The following is a 24,815-nucleotide window of genomic DNA, read 5'->3' on the forward strand; positions in this document are numbered from 1 at the left end:
TTCGCAGTTACAGGGGGATTCAGGGATGGAGCAGCTTGCCGGAGGTTTGGAGCTGGAACGGTATGCCCGGCAGCTGAAGCTGCTCGGGGAAGACGGGCAGAAGGCACTGAAGGAAGCGACGGTCATGGTGGCCGGCATCGGCGGACTTGGCGGAACAGCTGCACTCTATTTGGCGGCGGCAGGTGTCGGTAAGCTTATTTTGGCCCATGAGGGAATCATTCTCGCACCGGATCTTAACCGGCAGATTCTGATGGATAGTGATCATTTGGGGCAGGAGCGGATGAGTACGGCTATTGCCCGGCTGCGGCGGCTGAATCCGTATGTGGAAATTGAAGGCTATAATTCTAAAATTGAATATAATGCGGCCAGACCCTGGGTAAAAGATGCAGATATTGTGATTGACGCCCGGTACGATTTCCCTGAGCGGTATGCGCTGAACCGTCTGTGTGTCGATACGAACACGCCGATGGTGGAAGCGGCAATGTATGGCTTTGAAATATCACTGACAACTGTGATTCCAGGACTTACGCCTTGCCTCGAATGCCTGTATCCGGATGTGCAGCCGCAGTGGGAGCCGTTTGGATTCCCTGTTCTGGGTGCAACCTCCGGGATTGCAGGTTGTCTGGCAGCGCTGGAAGCCGTAAAATGGATTACAGGGGTAGGGACAACTTATGCGGGCGTAATGCATCGCTTCAGCTCACTCGACTTCGCCTGTTATAGCGTCCATATTACCCGTAATCCGAATTGCGCTTGCTGCGGAGAAGGAGGTAAACCGTGAAAAGTCTCAAGCTATGTGACACGACACTAAGGGATGGTGAACAGGCGGCTGGAGTTTCATTCACGAGGGCGGAAAAGCTGGAAATCGCAAAGTTGCTGTCGGAGTGCGGAGTAGAGCAAGCAGAGGTAGGGATTCCTGCCATGGGCAAACGGGAGCAGGAGGATATCGCGGCCATCGCTGAATTGGGACTGCCCATGAAGCTGATGACGTGGAACCGTTCGGTTCCCGGAGATATTGACAAGGCAAAGGCTACCGGAGTGAACTGGAGTCATGTCTCCATTCCGGTGTCGGAGATTCAGCTGCAGGGCAAGCTGGGATTGTCGCAGCATGAAGGTCTGAACAAGCTGCTTCGTGCAGTGGAATACGGGCTGCGGCAGGACATGACGGTGTCGGTAGGCATGGAGGATTCCTCCAGGGCAGATCTGAATTTTCTCATTGAAGTGGTGAATACATTATATAAGGAAGGCATCCGCAGGTTCCGTTATGCGGATACCGTCTCGGCGCATCATCCGGGGCAGATGGCAGAACGGGTGAGCCGGCTGCTGGGTGCAGTGCCCGGGGATGTGGAGCTGGAGGTGCACTGCCACAATGATTTCGGTCTGGCCTGCGCGAATACGCTTAGCGGCATCGCGGCAGGGGCGGTATGGGCCAGCACGACGGTGGCCGGAATCGGCGAACGGACCGGCAATGCGGCCATGGAGGAAGTAGCCATGGCCTGGCGCTATTTGTACGGCGGGGAATGTGCGGTCCGGCTGGAGCTGCTCAAAGGCTTGGCTGACAAGGTGATTAGCGCATCCGGCCGCAGTGTCGGCGACGCGAAGCCGATTGTGGGGCAGCTTGCCTTCACCCATGAATCGGGGATTCATGTGGACGGGCTGATGAAGGAGAAGTCCACATATCAGTCCTTCGATCCTGCGGAGGTAGGCCGGGCTCACCGCTTCGTGCTCGGCAAGCATTCCGGCAGCGGCGGTGTCACGCATGTGCTGGAGCAGCGGGGCCTTGAGGTCAGCGCTGACACGGCCGGGCGGCTGCTGGAGAAGGTGCGTGAATATGCGGAAGCCCGCAAAGGCACCGTGCCGGAGTATATGCTGGTGCAGTGGCTGATGGAAGAGCAGCAGCGGGCTCAGAATGCGGTATAGAGCAGCATTGAAGTGTTGATCATATTAAGCAGCGCAGGTTTTCCTTAGGGAGAACAGTGCTGCTTTTTTGCTGTGAATCCGTCATTTTCTGAAAAGATAACTTGCATCGTTTGCAGGAAGCATCTACACTTTGAGCAGGATGTTACTTCGGAAGAAAGCAAGGAGAATGGGCAGCTATGACATTGAGGAAAACGATCTTTTTTGATATTGATGGCACAATTTATGATGAAGAAAAGCAGATTCCCTCGTCCGCCAAAGAAGCAATAGCCGAACTGAAAAGACGCGGCCACCATGTGGCGATTGCTACCGGAAGAGCGGACTATATGTTCGAGGAGCTGCGCGCGGAGCTGGGGATCGATTCCTATGTTTCGCTTAACGGGCAATATGTAGTATATGAAGGAAAGCCGGTGTACAGCAACCCGATTGAGAAGCCTACACTGGAGGAACTTACCTTGTTCGCTGAGAAGCTGGATCATCCGGTGGCATACACAGATACGGCGGGCATGAAAGTAAACGTGGCCGATCATGAGTATATCAAGACGAGCATCGGTTCGCTGAAGCTGGTGTTTCCGACGCATGATGCAGAATATTTTCTGAAGAATGACACGCATCAGGCGATGATTTTCTGCCCGCAGGAGAGTCAGGCTATATACACTGAGCGGTATCCGCAGCTGAACTTCATCCGCTGGCACCCGCTGTGTATGGATGTGCTGCCGGGCAATGGCTCCAAGGCTAACGGAATTGCGGAGATGCTGAAGGTTATCGGCGTCCGGAAGGAAGATGTATATGCTTTTGGCGATGGTCTGAATGATGTAGAGATGCTGGGGTTCGTCGGCTACGGTATTGCTATGGGCAACGGGGAAGCTGAAGCGAAGGCTGCCGCCGCTTACGTAACGAAGCATGTCAGCGAGGACGGGATTTACGAAGGCTTGAAGATGGTCGGCCTGCTGTAAGGCAGGGATGGATGGTATAAGCGGAAGCCGGGCATTACATGGCGAGAGAGCGATGCCGAAGGAGTATTCTATTGCAGATTGTGCAGTAGGATGCTCTTTTTTGTGTGTGCCCGGCTTCCAAAGGGCGGGTTGTCCGGCAATAGTATATGTTTTGGCTGGACGGGGTGTGATAAGGCGGGTGAACAATTATTGGCTTGCCCGGATGTATTCAGCTTGTCCAACCGGTATAAATGACCACTTTTCGCTAAAATAAATATTTGCCTACGGGATGAATGTCCATGCCCTGTCTGGGTAATCGGAGTAGGATACATAAAGTCTATTGGAGGTGCTAATTATGGGTCGTCCGGAACTTAAGAGAAAAAAACGTATTTGCAAAGACGATGTATTGGAGTGTCCGCTGCCAAAAATTAAACGTCCGAAAAGAAAAGTGCATGATAACAAATGCAACTGCAAGAAGATTATCGTCAAAAAGCAGATCGTCCGCGTTAATATTCCATTAGGGGCATTGGGAGCAGCCGGGGCAGCAGGGGCCCTGGGTGCTGCCGGAGCTGTAGAAGCGCTGGGAGCGGCTGGCGCTGCAGGTGCGGCAGGTGCGCTTGGCGCAGCAGGAGCAGGCGGAGCGCTCGGTGCACCGGGCGCCGCCGGAACACTCGGCGCAGTCGGTGCGGCCGGAGCGCTGGGCGCTGTAGGCGCAGCAGGTGCTTTGGGTGCCCGTGGAGCAACCGGCACATTTGGCGCGGTAGGTGCCGCCGGGCTGCTGGGAGCGGCTGGAGCCGCTGGAGCGCTAGGCGCAGTTGGAGCCACAGGCGCACTCGGCGCTGCGGGAGTCGCCGGCGCCTTGGGTGCTGCCGGAGCTGCCGGTGCAGCGGGAGCGCTGGGCGGAATCGGTCCGGCGGGAATTGCCGGACTGGTTGGCCCCGCAGGGCCGGCGGGCGCAGCAGGACCTGCGGGACCTGTAGGACCGGCAGGAGCAGTGGGGCCTGTAGGGCCAGCCGGAGCAGCTGGAGCAGTTGGGCCAGCCGGAGCAGCCGGAGCAGTGGGGCCAGCAGGACCGGCCGGAGCAGCCGGGGCAGTGGGGCCTGCAGGACCGGCCGGAGCAGCGGGGGCAGCCGGGGCCACTGGTGCCACAGGTGCGGCCGGCCCGGCGGGAGCGGCAGGTCCGGCGGGGGCTACCGGAGCAACCGGAGCCGCTGGCGGGATTGCCCAGTTCGGTTATGTATACAATCTCGGCGCACAGGTGGTGCCGATTGAGGCGGATGTATCTTTTGATACGAATGGGTTTCTTACGCCCGGGATTACGCATGCTCCGGGTACAACCACCATTTCGGTTACCAATGCGGGTGTCTACGAGGTTAATTTCTCGGTATCCGGTGTAGAGCCGAGCCAGTTTGCCCTATTCGTGAATGGCGCACAGGTTCCGGGGACGGTATATGGTTCGGGTGCAGGAACACAGCAGAATACCGGGCAGGCCATTTTCTCCCTGTCTTCGGGAGATGTGCTGACGCTGAGAAATCACAGCTCGTCGGCAGCAGTCACACTGCAGACCCTGGCTGGCGGAACACAGGCGAATGTCAATGCGTCGATTGTCATTAAGCAGCTGGCCTAGCAGTAGCAGAAATCAGAGAATTGAAGGTTACAGAACAGGCTTGGAGGGAGGCGGGGTACCGGGTAGAGGGTATCCTGTCTTTTTGTTGTGCAGGCTGCAGGCGGGTGAAGAGGTACCTGGCGCTATTTTTCAGCTGGAATTGAACGGGCTTAAGCCGCAGGTCTATTCCATGGACGGAGTGGAGCTGTCGCTATATCTCTTCGCTTCCGCAGAGGAGCGGGCTGCAGGCTGGGAAGACTTCGGGGAGCAGACGGCTGCTGCAGATTTGATTCCTTTTAAAGCCTATCAGGAAGGGGCCATACTTATGTTCTACATCCACGGGGAATCTGCAGCAGAGGGGCAGAAGTGGAATGAGCAGCTCGATAAGCGGCTGAAGGCAGCCATACGGGGATTGATTGCGGCGGAGTAGGCGCATGCTTTTCGAATAAATTGTTATCCTCTTCCTTCGGTCTGGTTAAGATATATTAATATGTCTTACAGAGGCAGGAACCAATAGAAGCGGAGGGAATCTAAATTGAACCCCAAATGGTGGAAAGAAAGTGTTGCCTACCAGATTTATCCGATCAGCTTCATGGACAGCAATGGTGACGGGAAGGGCGATCTGCGCGGAGTGTTATCGAAGCTTGATTATTTGCAGGACCTCGGCGTAGATGTGATCTGGATCTGCCCGATTTATAAATCACCGAACCATGACAACGGCTATGATATCAGCGACTATTGCGACATTATGAAGGAATTCGGCACGATGGATGATTTTGACCTGCTGCTGCGCGAGATGCATACCCGCGGGATGAAGCTGATGATGGACCTGGTGCTGAATCATACCTCGCATGAGCATCCGTGGTTCGTTGAATCCAGAAGCTCGAAGGATAATCCCAAACGGGACTATTATATATGGAGAAAAGGGAAAAACGGCGGTCCGCCGAACAACTGGGAATCCTATTTCAGCGGTTCGGTCTGGGAGCTCGATCCCCGTACGGATGAATATTATCTGCATTTGTATTCCCGTTTTCAGCCCGATCTCAACTGGGAGAATCCCGCGGTGATCGACAAGCTGCATGAGATGGTGGAGTGGTGGCTGAAGAAGGGGGTTGACGGCTTCAGGTTTGATGCGATTGCCCATATTGTGAAGGCCGAGGGTTATCCGGATGCCCTGAATCCCGGCGGCACGCCGACCGTACGCGCTTATGATATGTTCTCGAACCTGGAGCATGTGCATACGCTGCTGCAGAATCTGCATGATCAGGTGCTCTATTACTACGATATTATGACGGTAGGGGAAACCTCGGGTCTTGGGCCGGAGCAGGCGCTGGATTATGTCGGTGACGGACGCCGCGAGTTGAACATGACCTTCCAGTTCGAGCATATGAATCTGGATGCCGCCTCACCGGGCAGCGGGAAATGGGATGTCGTGCCCTGGAAGCTGGGTGACCTGAAGAAGATTATCAGCAACTGGCAGACCGTTCTGCATAACCGGGGCTGGAACGCCAACTATCTGTGCAACCATGATCAGCCGCGCTCGGTGTCGCGGTTCGGCAATGATCTGTTCTACCGTATCCCGTCAGCCAAAATGCTGGCGACCTTCATCCACATGCTGGAAGGCACCCCCTACATTTATCAGGGTGAAGAAATTGGGATGACCAATGTCGCCTTCGAGTCGATTGATGATTACCGGGATGTAGAGACGCTGAACTTCTACGAGGAAAAGCGGACCGCCGGCGTTCCCGAAGCCGATATTATGGCCGCTATTCATACCAAAAGCCGCGATAATGCCCGCACGCCGATGCAGTGGGACGATGGTGAGGATGGCGGATTTACGACGGGGGTTCCCTGGATTAGGGTGAACTCGAACTCCCGGGAGATTAATGTGGCTAATGCAGTCAAGGACCCGGACTCCATTTACAATTACTATAAAAAGCTGATTCAGCTTAGAAAACAACATCAGGTGATCGTCTACGGTGAATATGGTCTGCTGCTGGAAGAGCATCCCGAGATCTATGCCTACACCCGGACGCTGGAGGACCAGCGGCTGCTGGTCATTCTGAATTTCTATGAACGTGAGCCGGTATTTGAGCTTCCGGAGGAATTTCAGGCGGCGGAGAAGCTGGAGCTGCTGATCTCTAATTATCCTGCAGCCAAAGAGGATGATCTGCGCAGTCTGAAGCTGCGTCCATATGAGGCGCGTGTATATCTGCAGCGCTTAAGCAGCAAAACGTAAGGCCGGACCCGGGTTCCCGGACCGCCGACTGAAGAACCCAAAACAGCAGTCCGGGAGTGGTCTCCGGGGATTGCTGTTTTTTTTCACGAAAATAAATAATTATTCAATCTATGTTCCGGCTGAATTGTGATCCTGATGCTTTGTTTCCACAGTAAAAGACGGTACAATAAGCGTTATTAAAGAGAGGCATAAGGCCGTACTGGGAAAAAGGCTGTGGAGGGAGTAATAGAGAGATGAGTGAGTGGTACGAAACAAGCTTTGGCGAGGACTATTTAATCGTATATAGACACAGGGACTTCGGCGGTGCACGCCATGAGGTAGAGACGATGATCGGCTGGCTGGACTTGCACAAGGGTGCCAGGGTGCTTGATCTCTGCTGCGGTATGGGCCGCCATTCGCTGGCTTTGTCGGAGGCCGGTTATGAGGTGACCGGGGTTGATCTATCCGAGGCGCTGCTGCGTGAAGCGCGTTCGCAGGCGGGGGCGGAAGCCGTAACCTGGCTGCGGTCTGATATGCGTGAGCTTCCCTTGGAGGGCGGATTCGATGCAGTGGTCAATTTGTTTACTTCGTTCGGATATTTCGAAGAAGACGAGGAGCAGATCAAGGTGCTGAAGGAAATCTGCCGGATGCTGAAGCCGGAGGGCAAATTTATTATTGATTTTCTGAATCCGGCTTATGTCATCCGCCATCTGGTGCCCCACTCTGTCCGTGAGGACGGGGATACTCTGATCGATGAATCACGCCGGATTGAGGAGGGTTATGTGAAGAAGGATATCCTTCTGATCTCGAAGGCTGGAGGGGCGCCCCGGAAATATCATGAACGGGTGAAGCTCTATTCCGTGGACAATTTCCGCGAGATGATTGCTGCTGCCGGGCTGCGGCTTGAAGCTGTGCATGGCAGCTACGATGAAGAGGAATATGATGCTGAGTCCTCAACCCGGATGATCTTCACAGGAGCTAGACCATAGATGGCGGCGGGAAGAAGAGCCGGAGGAGGAGAGAGGATTTTGCACAAGGCGGATATTCAATCTTGGGATGGCGGAGTTCTGCAGGTCTCTGTGCCGATGGGGCTGCCGCTCCGTCAGGTGAACAGCTATATTCTGCCTGACCGGGACGGCAGGATTACGGTGATTGACCCGGGTCCGCACACTCCGGATGCAGAGCTTGCCTGGCAGGGTGTGCTGGAGGAATTGGATCTGTCCTGGTCCAAGGTGCGGGATATCGTTGTTACCCACCATCATCCCGACCATTATGGTCTTGCCGGCTGGATGCAGTCGCGCAGCGGTGCTCGGGTCTGGATGTCGGAGCGGGCTCATGCTGAAGCCGGCCTGGCTTGGGGCAGCGGGGCGATTCTGGATGAGGCTTTGCCGTTGTTTTTCCTGCGGCACGGCATGCCGGAGGTCTGGATTCAGGGCATCCGGGAGCATCTGGAGAGCTTCCGGCCGGAGGTGACCCCGCAGCCGGAGGTCACCTATATCAATGAGGCAGAGCCGTTTGTGATGGGCAGCCGCAAATGGCAGGTTCTGATGACCGGCGGGCATGCGCCGGGTCATGTGTCGCTCTACCACGGCGGCAGCGGGCAAATCTTCTGCGGCGATGCTGTGCTGCCACAGATTTCGCCCAATGTCGGCCTGCAGCCGGGCAGCGATCCGCAGCCGCTGCGGACGTATCTGCAGGGGCTGCGGGAGCTGTGCAGCCTTGAGGTGCAGCTGGCGTTCCCGGGCCACCGGGAACCGTTCAGCGGGTTCACGGCGCGGGCGGACAGCCTGCTCCGGCATCATGAGGAGCGGCTGGATACTACAGCCGCATTGCTTGCCGGCGGACCGCTGAGCGGGTTCGCCGTCTGTGAGGGGCTGTTCCGCAGCCGGATCGCGACGGCGCATCAGATGCGGTTCGCGATGAGCGAGGCGCTGGCCCATCTGGCCGAGCTGGTGCGCCGGGAGCGGGCGGCCGAGACGGAGGACGGCCCCGGCGGGAGCATATTGTTCACGGCGGCGGTGTCCGGATAAGCTGCAATAGAATGCTTGTTGCAGACCTAAGTCCATCTGTGTCCGTTGCCGTCTCTCCTTGAGGCTGTTCTTACAACCGTTGCGGGAACCGTACCCTTTGCTGTTACCACTACTATTACTTTTACTATTACGACTACATCCAATGCCAAACAACGACCAGAATACAGCATACTTAAGAGAAACGGGCACTATCCGCCAAGGAGGGTACCCGTTTTTTGGTGCGCCTCACAGTCGCACCATCTAGGTGGTTCAAATCCACCCGGTAACTTTACCCTTTAAAGTGCCGTAGCCGAAGTAGATATCCGGCAACCGAAGGTTGCACGGATAGGCAGGGTGTCTTCCGTGAGGAAGAATCCGAAGGGCCTGCAGGCAAAGTCCAGCCCGGAATGCAGTGAACCAGAGGTGGCGGCGATGTCGGGCGACCCGCCCGAAAAACGGGGAAGCTTATACGAGAACGTATATTTTACAGGAAAACAACCAAAGGGAAATGACCTGTAGAACTCATCGACGTGATTAGGGTCAGGATGGATGGAATAGAAGGTGCAGATAACTGAGGGAAGTCTCGTAGTCTCCTTGACGCAAACGCGGACAAGGTAGGGGAGGTATAACCGAAAGGGAAAGCCAAGCCGAAGGATTGCGAGATGGCGGATCGTTTCGTAGTAGTGAGTAAATCCGGGCCAATGAAAGCTGGTAACAGACTGGAGGAGAAAACCCGGATGAGTATGCGCCTGGATTTTTTTTTTTGAAAGGCAATTAGCCAGAAAAAAAAGTGGTGTCGCATACCCTGCTCTCACTCCAAAAGAGGAGAGACAGAGGCGAAGGGAACGTGCTTCGTCAAAGCCTGTGAGTGTTCGTGAGTGGAGATCGTAAACGTCTTAAACCAGCGAGGGTTTGACCGAGGGGGTACGTCCCGCCGAGAGCGAAAGAGCGCTTGGGGATGAGGCAAACTGGCGACCTGAGTACATCCAGGGCAGCAGGAGCGATTGAAAGTTTTTTTTTCTAACACGCAGTTGCCGGGATGGAATAAGCAAGGAATCGATCTATGTAGCGGAAACAAGACCAGCTTGGTGAGTAGCGGTAAAGGTGGTGAAACACCAATGAAACCGAAAAGACGTTATTATTCCTTAATCGATAAGGTTTACCAAATGAACAATCTGCACGAAGCCTGGCTATCGGTAAAGAAGAATCAAGGAAGTGGCGGTGTGGATGGCGTCAGCACCCTAATGTACGAGAAGAATGTGAGCATGAACCTAAGAGAACTCCAAAGGTTATTGCAGCAGGGGCGTTACGTTCCAGATCCCGTGAGGCGGCATTACATCGAGAAGGAGAATGGGAAGTTAAGGCCGTTAGGCATTCCCACGATCCGGGATCGGGTATGTCAGCAAGCGGTACGCCAAATCATTGAGCCTATCTTTGAAGAGGACTTTTACTACTATAGTTTTGGATTTCGGGCAGGATACTCGGCGCATCAAGCCATACACACGATCCGGCGGGCCAAACGTAACGGATATGAATATGTAGTGGACCTGGATATTGTATCTTTCTTCGATGAAATTCCCCACGAGGGACTCATGGAGAAGGTACGAGAGCGGATCACCGACGGAAAAGTGCTGACGCTCATTCGCGGATGGCTAACGGCGGGAATCATGGAAGATGATCAGTTCCATGAAACGGAAATCGGCTCTCCACAGGGCGGGGTTATCTCGCCGCTGCTGGCAAATATCTATCTGAATACGTTTGACTGGGGAATGAAGGAGCAGGGATTTGCCGTTGTCAGATATGCAGACGATGCTGTGATCCTATGCAAGAGTAAGGAGAAGGCAAAAGAGGCATATCTGGCAGCAAAGAAGATCCTGGAAGAGGACCTAGGGCTGCGGATGCACCCGGAGAAAACCAAAGTGGTGGATTTTAAAGAAGGATTTCGTTTTCTGGGATTTGACTTCAGGAGGAACTATGTGAGCTTGCCGGAAGCGAAAATGAAGAAATATAAGGAACAAATCCGAAACGCGACCCGAAGGCAGCAAGGAACCAACCTGGAGGGAATGCTCAAGAAGCTAAACGAAATCATCCGAGGATTTGGAAACTATTTTGGGATAGGAGATGTAAAGAAAAAGTTTGAACGTCTGGATAAATGGACGCGGATGAGGGTGCGAGCCTTCAGGCGCAAAAAGAAATCTACGGTGTCAAACCGGTTGATTCCAAATAAGGAACTGGAAGCAGCGGGAATGGTATTTCTAACAAGCTTACTCACCACGCGTTCCTAATTCAGGAGTGAAATAGGCAATCCGGCGATGGATGAAGGAAACTCACTCCTGAAGATGGGGAACTGACGAAGGAAAGCCGTGTGCGGGAAATCTGCATGCACGGTTTGACGGGGAGTCCGAGGGAGTAATCCCTCGTCTTACCCTACTGTTAGTTAGAAAAGTACCAAGGTACTCCGAGTGGCGGGAACAAGAAGTATCTTTAAATTCGCCGGAAGTGGGCATATGGGCCGAATGTATGCGAAAAATCGAATACAATATGCCAGCGCGAAGGTAATCAGGCCCAATGTATGCGAAAAATCGAATACAATCGAGCAATGTGCCAGCGCGAAGGTAATCGGACCCAAAGTATGCGAAAAATCGAATACAATGTGCCAGCGCGAAGGTAATCGGACCCAAAGTATGCGAAAAATCGAATACATTGTGCTACCGCGAAGGTAACCAGCCCAATGTATCCCGTTGTGCTGAACCGCTGGGCGCATATAGCGCAGTGTGGGGGGCAGGGCAGAGCAGAGCACGGTGACGATGTGCACACTTGTTGATTTATTGACATTTGTTAAATATAATAAGTGCACTAAGCAACTGGACGACAAGTGAAAGGGAGAAGCTTATGGACAGACGTATCGGCAAAACGCGGGAAGCTATTTTCGAGGCTTTTATCAGCCTGATGGCCGAGAAGAACTTTGAGCAGATTACGGTAAATGAGATTGCAGCGCGTGCCAATGTAAGCAGAGGAACAATCTATCTCCATTACGTAGACAAGTACGATCTGCTGGATCAGTGTATAGAGACACAAATGGAACAGCTGTGCGAGAGCTGCCTGGCCGGCGGGGAGGACGCCCATATCGCCTCCGGGGGCGCGCTGCTGCGCACAGCCGAATATCTGGAGCGGCACGCATGGGTCTTCACTACACTGCTTAACAATAAAGGCGTTCCGGCCTTCCGGACCCGTCTGCATGCGATTTTGCTGCAGGGTCTGAGTGAGCAGATCGACATGAGCGGCCTGAACCGCGGGATGAACAAAGAGATGCTGATCCAGTTCCTGGCATCGGCTGTAGTAGGTGTAATGGAGTGGTGGATCACCCATTCGATGCCATACCCGGCCAACGAAATGATCGAAGACATCCTGGCTCTGATGGAGCGCAATCAAATGGCACCACGGCCGCTGGATACTGTGCAATAGATCTGTAGAAGCCGGCAGGTTGCAATATTATTCCGAGAAAAGACATCCCGCTGTTATATGCAGCAATTGATGTAGTAGCTCCGAGTGGGAATTCAGTGATAGTTGTAGAACGTACACTTAAAAACAGCAAAAAGGTAGGCTAGTATCATATAACTGTATTCTGTACAACTAAATCTGCCTGTATGGTGAGAACCAATCTATAAATCGCATTTTAATTGTACGAAATACAACTAAACGGATAATCGGTTGAAAATCAGACGATTTAGTTGTACAAAGTGCAATTAAGCATACCGCCAAATTCGTAATCGGGTCACTGCATATCTTCAGCAAGCAATTTACTAGGAATCCTATGAATCCGATTCGATTTTTTTCATTTTGGACGGGTTGTTGACCTTGTATTTAACCGGATGCTGCGTGAGCTTCTTGGCGACGATTTTGGCCTCGAAGGATACTTTATCGCCGGGATTAAGCTCCAGCTTCTTCAGCGTTGCGCTATGGCTGGACCAGACTTCCTCAATCGCCAGATCATGGCCTTCTACCGAAACGGCTTCATATATAATAACTTCATCATCGTTGTCCGAGAAATGGTTGGGGACGGTTGTGAACTCTTTGACCCTAGCGGTAATCGCGAGCTTGTCTTCAGGCAGCTGGACAGCGGCTTTCTTTTTGGAGGCGGCTGCTTTTTTCTGCGGGATTTCCGGTATCGCTTGCTTTGGTGAATCTGAATCTGCGCTTTCCGGAGCAGACAGAATCTCCCCGCTTGCTGTTTCTGCCTCCGGTACTTCCTGGCTTTCCTGCTCCTCCAGAACGTTCACGGCTGGCAGAGTCGCTTCCGTTACCTCTGTGGAATCATCCGCCTTGGCTGCTTCAGCCGCCGCAGCGCGTTGTCCGAAGGCAGCGGTCTGCATTTCTTTCAGATAAGCGGGATGTATGCAGTGCTGCTGTTTATTCTCAAACTGTATCACCACGGTCAGGCTGTCCACGTAGCCTACAATTTCTACCGGCATTGTCAGGCCGTTTCTTTTATACTGATAAGTTTTGACCCGGGTGGCTGTAGCGGGCAGGAGATTCCATTCCTTACACCGGTCAATCAGCTCATCTTCACTGTCAAAATCAAGAACAGACACAGGCTCAACTACAAACGAATAGGTCATTCACACTTCGCACCTTTCAAAATAAAATCAATGTAATATTGTCTTACTCCAGCTCCTCATTCTCCGGAACCTTTCTCCGCGCGGCTTCTTCAACATCCTCCGGTGCATGGGGCAGGCCAAGCTCCTGTTCGCGTTCTGCCTGCTTCCGGTGGGCAATGCGGCTGCTGGCAGCTGCGGCCACGGCACCTACGATGTCATCCAGATACGTGTGGATCTGGCCGGTGGTCTTGTCATTCAGCCGCTCCAGCACTCCGGGCTTCAGCTTGTCCACATAGCCGTAGTTGGTGAAGCCTATGCTGCCATATACATTCACGATGGAGAACGCCAGAATCTCATCCACCCCGTACAGCCCTTCATCATTCTCAATCATATCCTGCAGGGGAGCGAACAGCTTGCCTTCCTCGGCCAGTACATCAAGCTGGATGCCGGTCAGCACCGCATTCTGCACCTCCCTTTTGCTCAGCACCATCTCCACATTATGAACGCATTCCTCCATGGTCAGGTTCGGATAATACTTCTTCTGCAGCAGCATGACAAGCTCGGCAATCTCAAGTATGGTTACCCCGCGTTTCTGCAGCCAGAACCGGGTGGCTTCGGCGACAGCTTTGCTGTTGAGGCTGTAAGGGATTTTGGCATCAGTCATGAGAAGTCCTCCATTCGTAAGTAAGTTAGGATAGCTGTTTGTACTAAATTGTACGCAAGCGGCAGACTGATGTCCAGAACCGTGCGGATTCGCGGGCTGTATCTGGCTGCATCTGGCAGTGTGCTGGCCGTATCCGGCTCTGCCCGCCCGTCCGGACAGAACTTCTGCAATTTTGGATAAGCTGTTGTTATTTTTTGGACTAAGGGCTCGTATACATAGCAGTACAAACTGATCTTAGCGTTGAAAGGGGTAATGAAGATTGAATAAGCCTATGAAACACATCCGCGGGGTTTCCGCGGCTTGCCTGCTGGCCGTTCCGATTATGCTCTCCGGCTGCAGTCTGTTCGGTTCGGAATCGGCAGCGGTAGACCCGCCTCCTGGTGAAGTCGAAGCACAAATGCTGCAGGTCAGCGGAGAAGGCACACTCGACACCGGGGTTCTGGGACCGGTCTCGCTGGATGAGAGTGATCTCGCAGCGGGGGTTAAAGATGCGGCAGTCTCCGCTGCGGCTGGAGAACGGACAACCGTGTACCTGGAGGATCAGCACGGCCTGCTGGCACCGGTGTCTCTTGCCCTTCCGCAAGGGGAGGGCACAGCAATGCTGGAGGACTCTCTTACTGCGCTAGTCAGCAAGGGGGCATACAAATCTGTACTGCCCGAAGGCTTCCAGGGCGTACTGCCGGCAGGGACGGAAGTGAACAATGTATCTATCGGCCAGGATAAGGTGGCCATCGTTGAATTCAACTCGGCATTCAATGACTATAATCCGGCGGATGAACGCAAAATTCTGGAGGCAGTCACTTGGACCCTGACGGGTCAGGAAGACATCCAGGGCGTACAGCTCTGGGTCGATGGCAAAAAGCTTACCGAAATGCCGCTGCAGGGTACTCCGCTGGATCGGCCGCTGTCCCGCGCCATGGGCATTAACCTGCCGAAGCAGAGTGCGCTCATGATGAATTCCAGCGCAGTGACCGTCTACTTCTCTGCTGCTTCTCCGGATGGCATTCACCAGTATTATGTTCCGGTTACGCGCTTTGTACCCGCAGGGGGAGATTCGGTGAAGGCAGCTCTGAACGAGCTGATTGCCGGTCCACAGTCCGAGAATGGCCTGGAGATGGTCATGACTCAGGGCACGGTGGTGGATTCCGTGGAAGCAGGCCAGAATGGGGTAGTTACCGTTTCCCTGAAGGATGAGATGTTCGAAGGCAGCACAAGCGTTCCTGAAGAAATGCTCGAATCAGTTGTGCTGACGGTTGCGCAGAATACGGACGATGCCCTGGTGCAGATCCGCTTGAACGGTAAAGAAACAGTTACGGGAACCAATAATGTCGATTACGGCCAGCCGGTCTCGGCGCCGGAATATGTGAACGAGCTGCCGCTGTAGAAGGATATGCAGAGTAAGTGGAATGGGCTGGGCGTCCTTTTAAAGCCTATGCTTTCGAAGCAGCGCTACTACGTACCGCTTTCAGGCACCCGTTTCAGCGAGAAAGATAAGGAATATTTATGGCGTGTAGCATATAAATTCTTATCTTTTTAAAAAGATGCTTTTGTGCCTGCTCTTTGATAGAATAAAGGTTCATTGATCCGGATATCTTGACAGGAATAGCGGTGCCGTTCTCTGAAGCAGAGGACGGCACCCGTTTCTGCGTATAAGATAAGGGATGGATTCGTGTACACACAAACTTAGGGCTATACGATGTAGGAGGCAGAAAAGATGAGATCAAACGGGCGCCAAGAAGACCAGCTCCGGCCGCTGACGATAACCACCCAAACCAACAAATATGCAGAGGGCTCTGTAATTATTGAGATGGGAGATACCAAAGTCATCTGCACGGCAACCGTGGATGAGAAAGTTCCGCCGTTTCTGAAAGGACAAGGCAAAGGCTGGGTCACTGCCGAATATTCCATGCTTCCCCGGGCTACCCAGACCCGTAACCAGCGCGAAGCAGCACGCGGCAAGCTTACCGGACGGACGATGGAAATTCAGCGTCTGATCGGACGGGCACTCCGTTCCGTAGTGAATCTGCAGGCACTGGGCGAACGCAGTATTACGCTGGATTGCGATGTGATTCAGGCGGACGGCGGAACACGGACAGCTTCGATTACGGGCGCTTTTGTAGCGATGGCCTTTGCCATTAATAAAATCGCACTGCAGCACAAGCTGGCGGTATTTCCGATTACGGATTACTTGGCGGCGATCAGCGTCGGTGTCGTCGGTGACAAAACGCTGCTCGATCTGAACTATGAAGAGGATTCCAAAGCGAAGGTTGATATGAATGTGGTTATGACAGGCGGCGGCGCGTTTGTTGAAGTGCAGGGTACCGGCGAAGAGCGGCCGTTTACCCGCCAGGAGCTTGACCAGCTGCTGGGTCTGGGCGAGAAGGGGATCTACGAGCTGATCACCGTTCAAAAAGAAGTACTGGGCCCTATTGCGCTCAAAATCCCTTCCGGCCAGCCTGGCCAAGAGGTGTAATATGAAGTCCGGCAGCGGGATTCTGATTGTCGCGACGAAGAATAAAGGCAAGGTGCGGGAGTTCCAGCACGCCTTTGCTCCCCTTGGACTCACCGTCAAAAGCATGTTCGATTACCCCGATCTGCCGGATGTGGTGGAGGACGGGGTGACTTTTGCCGAGAATGCCTTCAAAAAATCCCGTGCGGTAGGGGATGCACTCGGATTTCCGGTGCTTGCGGATGATTCCGGTCTATGCGTGGAAGCGCTGGACGGCAGTCCGGGAGTATACTCGGCCCGCTACGCCGGGGAGCCTGCAGATGATGAAGCGAACAACCTGAAGCTGCTGAGCGAGCTGGAGCGGCTGAAGCAGGGTGAGGATACCGGCCAGCCGCTGCTCAGTCCGGCCCGGTTCGTCTGTGCTCTGTCGCTGTATGATCCGGCGGACGGGCGGGAGCTGACGGCGGAAGGGACAGTGGAAGGCTGGATTACCTCGGAGCCTGCGGGCGGAGGAGGCTTCGGCTATGACCCGCTCTTCTATCTTCCGCAGTTTGAGAAGACGATGGCGGAGCTGACGCTGGAAGACAAGCAATCGATCAGTCACCGGGGCGCAGCACTGCGCCTGCTGACGGAGAAGCTTGCTGCCGCGCAGAGTGATGTGAAATAGAAGCTGAAGCTTATCCGGAAGCCTCCATGCATGTGTAACATGCAGGGGAGTTTCCGGATTTTTTAAAATATAAGAATTTATATATTTCATGCTATAAATTATCCTTCTATTTCTCGCTGAAACGGTACCGTCCTTTAAAAGGACGGCAAAGCCGTTTCCACTTGTTGAGATATGGAAATTAGATGATAATCCCCCCTCAGTATGGAAATTTACCCCTAGCGCAGCAGCGTGCTTTGTATGAGAATAAGAGTTGACTTCACCCCTTTCGAACATCCTGCATTCTTCCGCTACCCCATTCCCTTCACAAGTTTTGCAAACAGAGGCAGCCTAGCTGAATGACGCAAAACTTACTACACAAGCATAAGCCATAGTTAAGAGTAGACACCCGGCAAGAGAGCACGAGATCCGCAGGTATGCAGCTTAGCTGCGCTTTTTTGGGCTGGACTATAGTATTCAGCCTGCTAGTTGTGAATTTAATAGATTTACAGGGTGGGGGTCAATAGGGTCCTGGAGGTGAGTGCTGAAGCTTTCTGTTTGGGTAACGCATTGAACCGGGGAGGTAATAACGAAATGGTCTTTATCAAAAGTAAATCTCGTAAACCCTTTGTGCTTGGCTTGGCAGCAGTTCTTATCCTTACCCTTTTTTCGGCTTTCGGTACAAATACCAGAACGGCTAATGCAGCTTCGGATTACAAGCTTGTCGGGTATTATGCTTCCTGGGCTGCTTACGGGCGGGCCTATAATGTAACGGATATTGATCCTAATAAAATGAATGTAATCAACTATGCGTTTGCGGATATTTGCTGGAACGGGATACACGGCAATCCAGACCCTACCGGTCCGAATCCGGTAACCTGGTCCTGCCAGAATGAGCAAGGACAGACAATTAGCGTCCCGAACGGCACCATAGTGCTGGGTGATCCCTGGATCGACGCCCAGAAAAGCTTCGGCGACGATAAATGGGATGACCCGATCAAGGGTAACCTGAAGCAGCTCTGGAAGCTGAAGGAGAAGAATCCGAACCTGAAGACGGTCATCTCCGTCGGCGGCTGGACGTGGTCCAACCGCTTCTCAGATGTGGCTGCGACTGCGGCAACCCGCGAGGTATTCGCCAATTCCGCCGTTGATTTCATCCGCAAATACCAGATGGACGGCGTTGATCTGGACTGGGAATACCCGGTCAGCGGAGGACTGGCGGGCAACAGCTACCGTCCGGAGGATAAACAGAACTATGTTCTGCTGCTGCAGAAGATCCGCGAGAAGCTGAATGCTGCAGGAACTGCCGACGGCAAAACGTATCTGCTGACCATTGCTTCCGGCGCAGGACCTGCTTATATCCAGAACAATAATCTCAGCGGGATCGCTGCAGTGGTGGACTGGATTAATATCATGACCTATGACTTCAACGGAAGCTGGAATACAACTACGGGCCACAACGCACCGCTCTACTATGATACGGCCGCTGCTTCATCAGGGCTGACGGAGCCGGCGAATTACAATATCGACAAAGCGGTCACCAGCTATCTGAGTGCCGGCGTGCCGGCGGGTAAACTCGTGCTCGGCATGCCGTTCTATGGCAGAGGCTGGGGCGGTGCTCCGGCTGCGGGGAACGGCCAGTACCAGGTCTCGGCGGGAATCTCCTCCACAGGCACCTGGGAGAAGGGCAACTATGATTTCAGTGATCTGGAAGCCAACTACATCAACAAGAACGGCTACACCCGCTACTGGAACAACACTTCCAAGGTTCCTTATCTTTATAATCCATCGAATCAGACCTTTATCAGCTACGATGATGTAGAATCCATCGGCTACAAAACAAGTTATCTGAAATCCAAAGGCCTGGCCGGAGCCATGTTCTGGGAGACCAGCGGCGACCGTAACCGGACACTGCAGACGAAGCTAAGCGCTGATCTTAGCGGCGGAGTGGTAACTCCTTCACCAACGCCTTCGGCAACGCCAAGCCCTACGCCAACAGCTACAGTGAAACCATCGGCAACACCGAGTGCAACCCCATCGCCGACACCTACGGCAACGGTTAAGCCGAGTGCCACACCGACTGCTACAGCCACACCGACCGCAACAGTTACACCTACTGCAACACCGGGTCAATGTACGGCAGCGGCTTGGAGTTCAACCGCCGTCTACACTCAAGGACAGCAGGCCTCCTACGGCGGACTGCTCTATCAAGCCCAGTGGTGGACGCAGGGCGAACGGCCGGATCTCAGCGGTGCCTTCGGAGTCTGGAGGGTTGTCGGCACTTGCGGCAACACTACACCGCAGCCTTCCGCTACAGCCACTCCCACTGTGAGTCCTTCGGCTACGCCGACAGCAGCACCAACCGCGACGCCTGTGGTCACGGCAACCCCGACGGCAACCCCGGGTGCCTCAGCCTGGGCTGCAGGAATTGCTTATAAAGCGGGTGATGTTGTAACCTACAGCGGGAAATCATATACCTGTCTGCAGGCACATACCTCGCTGGTAAGCTGGGAGCCGTCTACAACACCGGCTCTCTGGAAGCTGAACTGATTTTAATTGGAATCCGGGTTAATCCACTGAATTCGCCAGGCTGTGCAGCATAGCAATCTCCGCACGAAGAAACGGTGCCGGCTTAATGCCGGGCACCGTTTATTTATGCGCTCTAATCAGAGTCTCATTTTTCCATTCCCGCCTTTTACTGCTTCGTTTGAATAATTTCATGTTTACATATACTTAGTTATATTTAACCGGTGTTCATAAGCTTCCACAAGCTGAAATATAATGAAAGAGGCAGGCGGCTGTCCCGGTCAAATATATTTATGGAACGTGATGCCGTTTATTTCGTTATAGTAGTATATAGCGGAAGGTGGTGGATTCACCGATGGTTGTTTGGGTATTATGGTTGATTGCCGCTGGCGTCTTGTTTGTTGTAGAAATGTTTACGTTTACATTCTACCTATTATGGCTTAGTCTCGGAGCATTGGTTGCCGGCTTGGTCGCGCTTCTGCTCCCGGATGCATTATTGCTGCAAGTGGTGGCCGGTTCACTGGTGGCCTTGATATTGACGGTTTTCACCAAACCCTTGGCAGCGAGATTACGCAATTCCAGGGGCTTCAAGGATACCGGTACCGATATTGTCGGCCGAAAGGGTCTGGTCGTCGAAGCGATTGAGCCTGGCCGTTACGGACAGGTCAAGGTAGGCGGCGATACATGGAGTGCAACATCCACAGTGGCGTTAGGTAAGGATCAAGAGGTTATTGTTGTAAGAAGAGGCACCACAATTATCGAAGTAGAACGATGGGGGGATATGTACTAATGGAGTTAGCTATTATCGGAATTATTGTTGTTGTTGTCGTAGTATTTATCGCACTGACTATCAAGATTGTCCCGCAGCAACGAGTGGGGGTCGTGGAGCGTCTCGGTAAATTCAACCGCCTGCTTACACCGGGTCTGAATATTCTGATTCCGGTAATTGATCAGGTGCGGGTCTATCATGACCTGCGGATTCAACAGGCGAATGTACCGCCGCAGACGGTAATCACGAAGGATAACGTACAGGTACAGATCGACACGATTATTTTCTATCAAGTGGTAGGACCGGAAGAAGCAACTTACGGAATTTCCGATTATGTCTATGGTGTACGTAATATCTCTACTGCCACCATGCGCCAGATTATTGGTAAGCTGGAGCTGGATGAAACCTTGTCCGGCCGTGAAAAAATCTCCTCGGATATCCGTCTCGCGCTGGATGAAGCCACTGAGAAGTGGGGCGTGCGGATTGAGCGTGTAGAAGTTATCGACATCAAGCCGCCGCTGGATATCCAGGAAGCGATGGACAAACAAATGAAGGCTGAGCGCAGCAAGCGTGCGATTGTACTGGAGGCGGAAGCTGCCAAACAGGATATGATCCTCCGCGCTGAAGGGGATAAGCAGAGTAAGATCCTGAAGGCTGAGGGGGATAAGGAAGCACGTATCCGTCAGGCGGAAGGTCTCGGCCAGGCGCAGGAGCTGGAAGCCCTCGGCCAAGCCAAGGCGATTGAAGCGGTCGCGCAAGCCGAGAAGATGCGGATTGCTCTGATCGCCAGTGCAGGACTGGATGAAAGAGTACTGGCTTATCAGTCCTTCGAAGCATTGACTGAAATCTCCAAGGGACCGGCGAACAAAGTGTTCCTGCCGACCAGTGCTGTTGAAACGCTTGGCAGTCTCGGAGCTATTGCAGAAGTATTCAAGGCGAGTAAGGACGGCAAATAAGCTCAGAACTATTTTACAATTGCGGCACATTCCGTTAAAGTTAAAAGCAAAACTAAGCCTATGCTTACGAAGCATGCAACGCAAAACTAAGCCTATGCTTACGAAGACAGTTTTGCTACGCAAAACTCTAAGGAGAAGATACTGTGACGCAAAAAGAGATTTCACCGCTCGTAGAAACGCTTGGGCTGCAGCCTCACGTTGAAGGCGGATGGTACAAGAGACTTTGGAATTCATCCTTCGAGATTCCCCAGGAGACTCTGGGCGGAAGCTATTCGGGGCCGCGTGCTTCAGCTTCCTCAATTTATTTCCTGCTACATGCTGACGAGACTTCGGATTGGCACACTGTGCTGTCCTCCGAAATCTGGCTGTATCATTCCGGCAGTCCGATTGTGCTAAGCCTGGGCGGCAGCGGTGAACAGCCGGAGAACGTGACGGAAGTGATTCTGGGGCTGGACATCGCCGCAGGCCAGCAGCCGCAGGTAGTTATTCCTGCCGGAGTATGGCAGGCAGCCCGTCCGCTGGGTGAAGAGCCGGTGCTGGTCTCCTGTATCGTATCACCGGAGTTCCACTTTGATGATTTCAAGCTGATTGACAAGAAATAAGAGCAGGAATGAAATGGAGTACAGCCGGAGAATAGGCTGTACTCCATTTTTTATCCGAAGCAGCCAACGATGACCGGACATGTTTTTGCCACTTTTGGCGGCTTTGCTCCTATCTGTTATACTGATTCTGATTTTGGATGATTATGAAGGCGCTTTTAAGGTTAAGGATGCTTGATGAACTCAAATTAGGCTTGGAGGGTAAACATATGAGTCAATTAAACGCACCATTTACAGGCGGGCCTACCTTGAACGACGGAGTGACCATGCCCTGGCTGGGTCTTGGCGTATGGCAGACCAAGGATGGCGATGAAGTTATCCAGGCAGTGAAGGCTGCCGTGGAGACCGGGTACCGCAGCATTGATACGGCAGCCGGGTACAACAATGAAGAAGGCGTTGGACAAGCTATCCGTGAATGCGGGGTACCCCGTGAAGAGCTGTTCATTACCACTAAAGTGCGCAATCCTGATCAGGGCTATGAATCTACGCTGAAGGCTTTTGAAGTCAGCCGGAAGAAGCTGGGTCTGGAGCAGATTGATTTGTACCTTATTCACTGGCCGGTTGCCGGTAAATATAAAGAGACCTGGAAAGCGCTGATTCATCTGCAAAAGGAAGGCCTGGTCAAATCAATCGGCGTCAGCAACTTCCAGACCCATCATCTGCAGGATATCATCGATGACAGCGGTGTGGTACCTGTGGTTGATCAGGTCGAGTTCCATCCGCTGCTAACCCAGCGCGAACTGCTGAAATATACACGGGAGCATGACATTCAGCTGGAAGCGTGGAGCCCGCTGATGCAGGGGAATCTCGACTTGCCGCTGCTTAAGGAGCTGGCGGAGCGGTACGGCAAGACTGTAGCGCAGATTGTCCTGCGCTGGGATCTGCAGCAGGGTGTGATCACGATTCCGAAATCCGTGCATGCGGAGCGGATCATCGAGAATGCCGGCTTCTTCGACTTCACCCTCAGCGATGACGATGTCAAGGCTATTGAGGACCTGAATCAGAATCACCGCTTCGGCCCGGACCCGGATAATTTCAATTTCTAGGGGTGATGTAGATTGAACTGAAGTTATTAGCAATAGAGATGTTGGTCGTAACTGCGGTGAATATTGGACTTCCGGCCGCTGTTGTCCCCGGATTTCTTGATTGTTACCGCTATAAGCGGTAGAAATCCGGTGACAAAGGCGGTCGCTGACGCTCCTACAGTTCCAAAATTCCCCTCCGTACGATCATCTTTTATTGGTTTTCTCTTAGTTCAATCTATGGGTGGCGGAGTATAAAGAAAGGAGCAGGCTCTAATGGGGCCTGCTCTTTGCTTTTAAAAGCAGGACAACAATCCAATGGCAAGACATCAAAGCTCATCGACATCCGCTGCCCCGGCTTTTATGATGAGAATAGAAGGAATCAATGGGAGGGCACAACGTTGGAATTGATCAGAGATTATCCGGAGAAGCATGGATTGTCCTCGCAGGCTTTAAGCCGTTTTTTCATGGAGGTCAGGGAACGGGGGCTTGAGGTTAACAGCTTCATGCTGCTGCAAGGCGGCAAGGTTACGGCAGAGTTCACCCGGATGCCTTACCGTCCGGATACCCCGCAGATGCTTTATTCACTTAGCAAAAGCTTTACCTCTATAGCCATAGGCATTGCCTGGGACGAGGGATTGCTGCAGCTGGAGGATGCGGTGATCTCCTTTTTCCCGGACAAGCTGCCTGAGGTTGTGTCATCTAATCTGGCGCAAATGACAGTGCATCATCTGCTCTCCATGAATGCGGGCCATCATGAAGATATTTATCCTGCTGTAGTCAAGGAACAGGACTGGATCACCGCCTTCCTCGCCCAGCAGGTTGAGCATGAGCCGGGAAGTTATTACCGCTACAGTACCCCCTCCAGCTATATGCTGGCGGCCATCCTCGAACGGGTGACCGGGCAAAGTATGGTCGATTACCTGATGCCGCGTTTGTTCGGACCAATGGGTATCCCGAGACCATCCTGGGAGACTTGTCCGCAGGGAATCACGGCTGGCGGGATGGGACTCAGCCTGTCTACAGAAAGTGTAGCCAAGTTTGGCCTGCTGCTGCTGAATAAAGGTGTGTATAACGGGCGGAGAATTGTATCGGAGCAGTACATACAGCGGGCTACAAGTGAGCAGAGCGACAACCGGGCCGGAGCGCAGCGGATTGACTCGGCGCAGGGCTATGGTTACCAATTTCATCTGTGCCGGAGGGGCTGCTACCGGGGAGACGGATCTTTTGGACAGCTGTGTCTGGTGGCTCCGGAGCAGAATATAGTCATTGCTGTGGCGGCAAGCTTCGGGAGTATGAACCGGCTGCAGGTATTGCTGGATCTGATTTTTGAATATATTTTCGATACGCTTGGAGATGGACCGCTGCCGGATTCCGTGGATAACGCCGGTCTGCAGGAGCTATTGTCCGATTGGAGTACTTCAGCCTTACCTGTGGCGCAGCAGTTTTGTCCGGAGAGATGGCTGGCGGATGGTTTGAGTGGCCCATACCAGATGGGCGGTAATCCCCATGGGCTGCAGCGGATTACTTTTACCAGGAATAACAGGCAACTGGAGCTGCAAATGGTGTATGGCGACAAGCGGGATAATGTGCTGCCTTTCGATTTCAGCAAACCGGCATGGACGGAGGATGTGTTTAATAAAGACCTCGCGTTACACCGCCAACAGGTAATTACTTACGCGAACTGGCTGACGGAGGACGCACTGAAGCTTACGCTGTACTACATTGAGACTCCTTATGTGGTCACGTACACGATTATTTTTGAGGACAACAAGCTGGAATTCCGGTTCAATATTAACGTTTCGCTATATATTGCGGAGTATGCGGCTAAAGGCGAGCTTATACTGGCTTAGTTCATATTATGTAAAAAAACATGCCCGCCTGAACGTATGCTATACGGTCTTGGC

21 protein-coding genes are annotated in these 24,815 nt (G+C 53.1%); 19 read left to right on the forward strand and 2 right to left on the reverse strand.

The annotated features are described in order from the left end of the window. Positions 1-25 precede the first annotated feature (25 nt). The 10 genes from MHI42_RS27070 (at position 26) to MHI42_RS27115 (ending at position 12,147) form a co-directional block, all read left to right on the forward strand. The gene (locus tag MHI42_RS27070; RefSeq protein ID WP_342421185.1) at positions 26-778 is read left to right on the forward strand and encodes a HesA/MoeB/ThiF family protein; all 753 of its coding nucleotides are present in this window, start codon (positions 26-28) and stop codon (positions 776-778) included. After that, positions 775-1,917, forward strand: a complete 1,143-nt coding sequence (locus MHI42_RS27075) for a homocysteine methyltransferase (protein ID WP_342421186.1) — start codon at positions 775-777, stop codon at positions 1,915-1,917. Before MHI42_RS27070 ends, MHI42_RS27075 begins: the two co-directional genes overlap by 4 nt. A 176-nt stretch (positions 1,918-2,093) precedes the next feature. Beyond that, a complete protein-coding gene (locus MHI42_RS27080) occupies positions 2,094-2,870 on the forward strand; it encodes a Cof-type HAD-IIB family hydrolase (RefSeq protein WP_342421187.1) in 777 nt (258 codons plus the stop codon). Positions 2,871-3,297: 427 nt separating this feature from the next. Continuing rightward, positions 3,298-4,476: a collagen-like protein gene (locus MHI42_RS27085; protein WP_342421188.1), complete on the forward strand. Its 1,179-nt coding sequence runs from the start codon at positions 3,298-3,300 to the stop codon at positions 4,474-4,476. 82 nt (positions 4,477-4,558) lie between these two features. Beyond that, the gene (locus MHI42_RS27090) at positions 4,559-4,885 is read left to right on the forward strand and encodes a hypothetical protein (protein WP_342421189.1); all 327 of its coding nucleotides are present in this window, start codon (positions 4,559-4,561) and stop codon (positions 4,883-4,885) included. A gap of 105 nt (positions 4,886-4,990) precedes the next feature. After that, the gene (locus MHI42_RS27095) at positions 4,991-6,694 is read left to right on the forward strand and encodes an alpha-glucosidase (protein ID WP_342421190.1); all 1,704 of its coding nucleotides are present in this window, start codon (positions 4,991-4,993) and stop codon (positions 6,692-6,694) included. Positions 6,695-6,927: 233 nt separating this feature from the next. Continuing rightward, entirely contained in the window at positions 6,928-7,662 is a 735-nt protein-coding gene (locus MHI42_RS27100) for a class I SAM-dependent methyltransferase (RefSeq protein ID WP_171718708.1), read from the forward strand. Between the two features lie 39 nt (positions 7,663-7,701). Then, a complete protein-coding gene (locus tag MHI42_RS27105; protein WP_342421191.1) occupies positions 7,702-8,703 on the forward strand; it encodes an MBL fold metallo-hydrolase in 1,002 nt (333 codons plus the stop codon). A gap of 1,097 nt (positions 8,704-9,800) precedes the next feature. Continuing rightward, positions 9,801-10,967, forward strand: a complete 1,167-nt coding sequence (gene ltrA / locus MHI42_RS27110) for a group II intron reverse transcriptase/maturase (RefSeq protein ID WP_342421192.1) — start codon at positions 9,801-9,803, stop codon at positions 10,965-10,967. 607 nt (positions 10,968-11,574) lie between these two features. Further along, positions 11,575-12,147 carry a TetR/AcrR family transcriptional regulator gene (locus tag MHI42_RS27115; RefSeq protein WP_042139700.1) on the forward strand — a complete coding sequence of 191 codons (573 nt, stop codon included), beginning with the start codon at positions 11,575-11,577 and terminating at the stop codon, positions 12,145-12,147. A gap of 347 nt (positions 12,148-12,494) precedes the next feature. Here MHI42_RS27115 and MHI42_RS27120 read toward each other — a convergent pair whose 3' ends face one another. Both MHI42_RS27120 and MHI42_RS27125 read right to left on the reverse strand, forming a co-directional pair. After that, a complete protein-coding gene (locus tag MHI42_RS27120; protein ID WP_342421193.1) occupies positions 12,495-13,301 on the reverse strand; it encodes a hypothetical protein in 807 nt (268 codons plus the stop codon). A gap of 43 nt (positions 13,302-13,344) precedes the next feature. Further along, positions 13,345-13,944, reverse strand: coding sequence for a phosphatidylglycerophosphatase A (locus tag MHI42_RS27125; protein ID WP_171715843.1), 600 nt, complete (start codon positions 13,942-13,944; stop codon positions 13,345-13,347). A 271-nt stretch (positions 13,945-14,215) separates the two neighbouring features. Between MHI42_RS27125 and MHI42_RS27130 the strand changes: the two genes are divergently transcribed. The 9 genes from MHI42_RS27130 (at position 14,216) to MHI42_RS27170 (ending at position 24,761) form a co-directional block, all read left to right on the forward strand. Beyond that, positions 14,216-15,328, forward strand: a complete 1,113-nt coding sequence (locus MHI42_RS27130) for a GerMN domain-containing protein (RefSeq protein ID WP_342424811.1) — start codon at positions 14,216-14,218, stop codon at positions 15,326-15,328. Positions 15,329-15,658: 330 nt separating this feature from the next. Beyond that, positions 15,659-16,417, forward strand: coding sequence for a ribonuclease PH (gene rph, locus MHI42_RS27135; RefSeq protein WP_342421194.1), 759 nt, complete (start codon positions 15,659-15,661; stop codon positions 16,415-16,417). Between the two features lies 1 nt (position 16,418). Further along, a complete protein-coding gene (locus tag MHI42_RS27140) occupies positions 16,419-17,060 on the forward strand; it encodes an XTP/dITP diphosphatase (RefSeq protein ID WP_342421195.1) in 642 nt (213 codons plus the stop codon). Positions 17,061-17,630: 570 nt separating this feature from the next. Continuing rightward, entirely contained in the window at positions 17,631-19,586 is a 1,956-nt protein-coding gene (locus tag MHI42_RS27145) for a glycosyl hydrolase family 18 protein (protein ID WP_342421196.1), read from the forward strand. Positions 19,587-19,971: 385 nt separating this feature from the next. Continuing rightward, positions 19,972-20,352: an NfeD family protein gene (locus MHI42_RS27150; protein ID WP_342421197.1), complete on the forward strand. Its 381-nt coding sequence runs from the start codon at positions 19,972-19,974 to the stop codon at positions 20,350-20,352. Next, positions 20,352-21,287: an SPFH domain-containing protein gene (locus MHI42_RS27155; protein ID WP_152679743.1), complete on the forward strand. Its 936-nt coding sequence runs from the start codon at positions 20,352-20,354 to the stop codon at positions 21,285-21,287. Before MHI42_RS27150 ends, MHI42_RS27155 begins: the two co-directional genes overlap by 1 nt. A gap of 143 nt (positions 21,288-21,430) precedes the next feature. Beyond that, a complete protein-coding gene (locus tag MHI42_RS27160; protein WP_039297676.1) occupies positions 21,431-21,889 on the forward strand; it encodes a cupin domain-containing protein in 459 nt (152 codons plus the stop codon). Positions 21,890-22,095: 206 nt separating this feature from the next. Further along, positions 22,096-22,932, forward strand: coding sequence for an aldo/keto reductase (locus tag MHI42_RS27165; protein ID WP_171720476.1), 837 nt, complete (start codon positions 22,096-22,098; stop codon positions 22,930-22,932). A gap of 377 nt (positions 22,933-23,309) precedes the next feature. Further along, entirely contained in the window at positions 23,310-24,761 is a 1,452-nt protein-coding gene (locus MHI42_RS27170) for a serine hydrolase domain-containing protein (protein ID WP_342421198.1), read from the forward strand. Positions 24,762-24,815 lie beyond the last annotated feature (54 nt).

It is taken from the genome of Paenibacillus sp. FSL E2-0178 (assembly GCF_038593005.1).
GTDB classification, from domain to species: Bacteria; Bacillota; Bacilli; order Paenibacillales; family Paenibacillaceae; genus Paenibacillus_AQ; species Paenibacillus_AQ phytohabitans.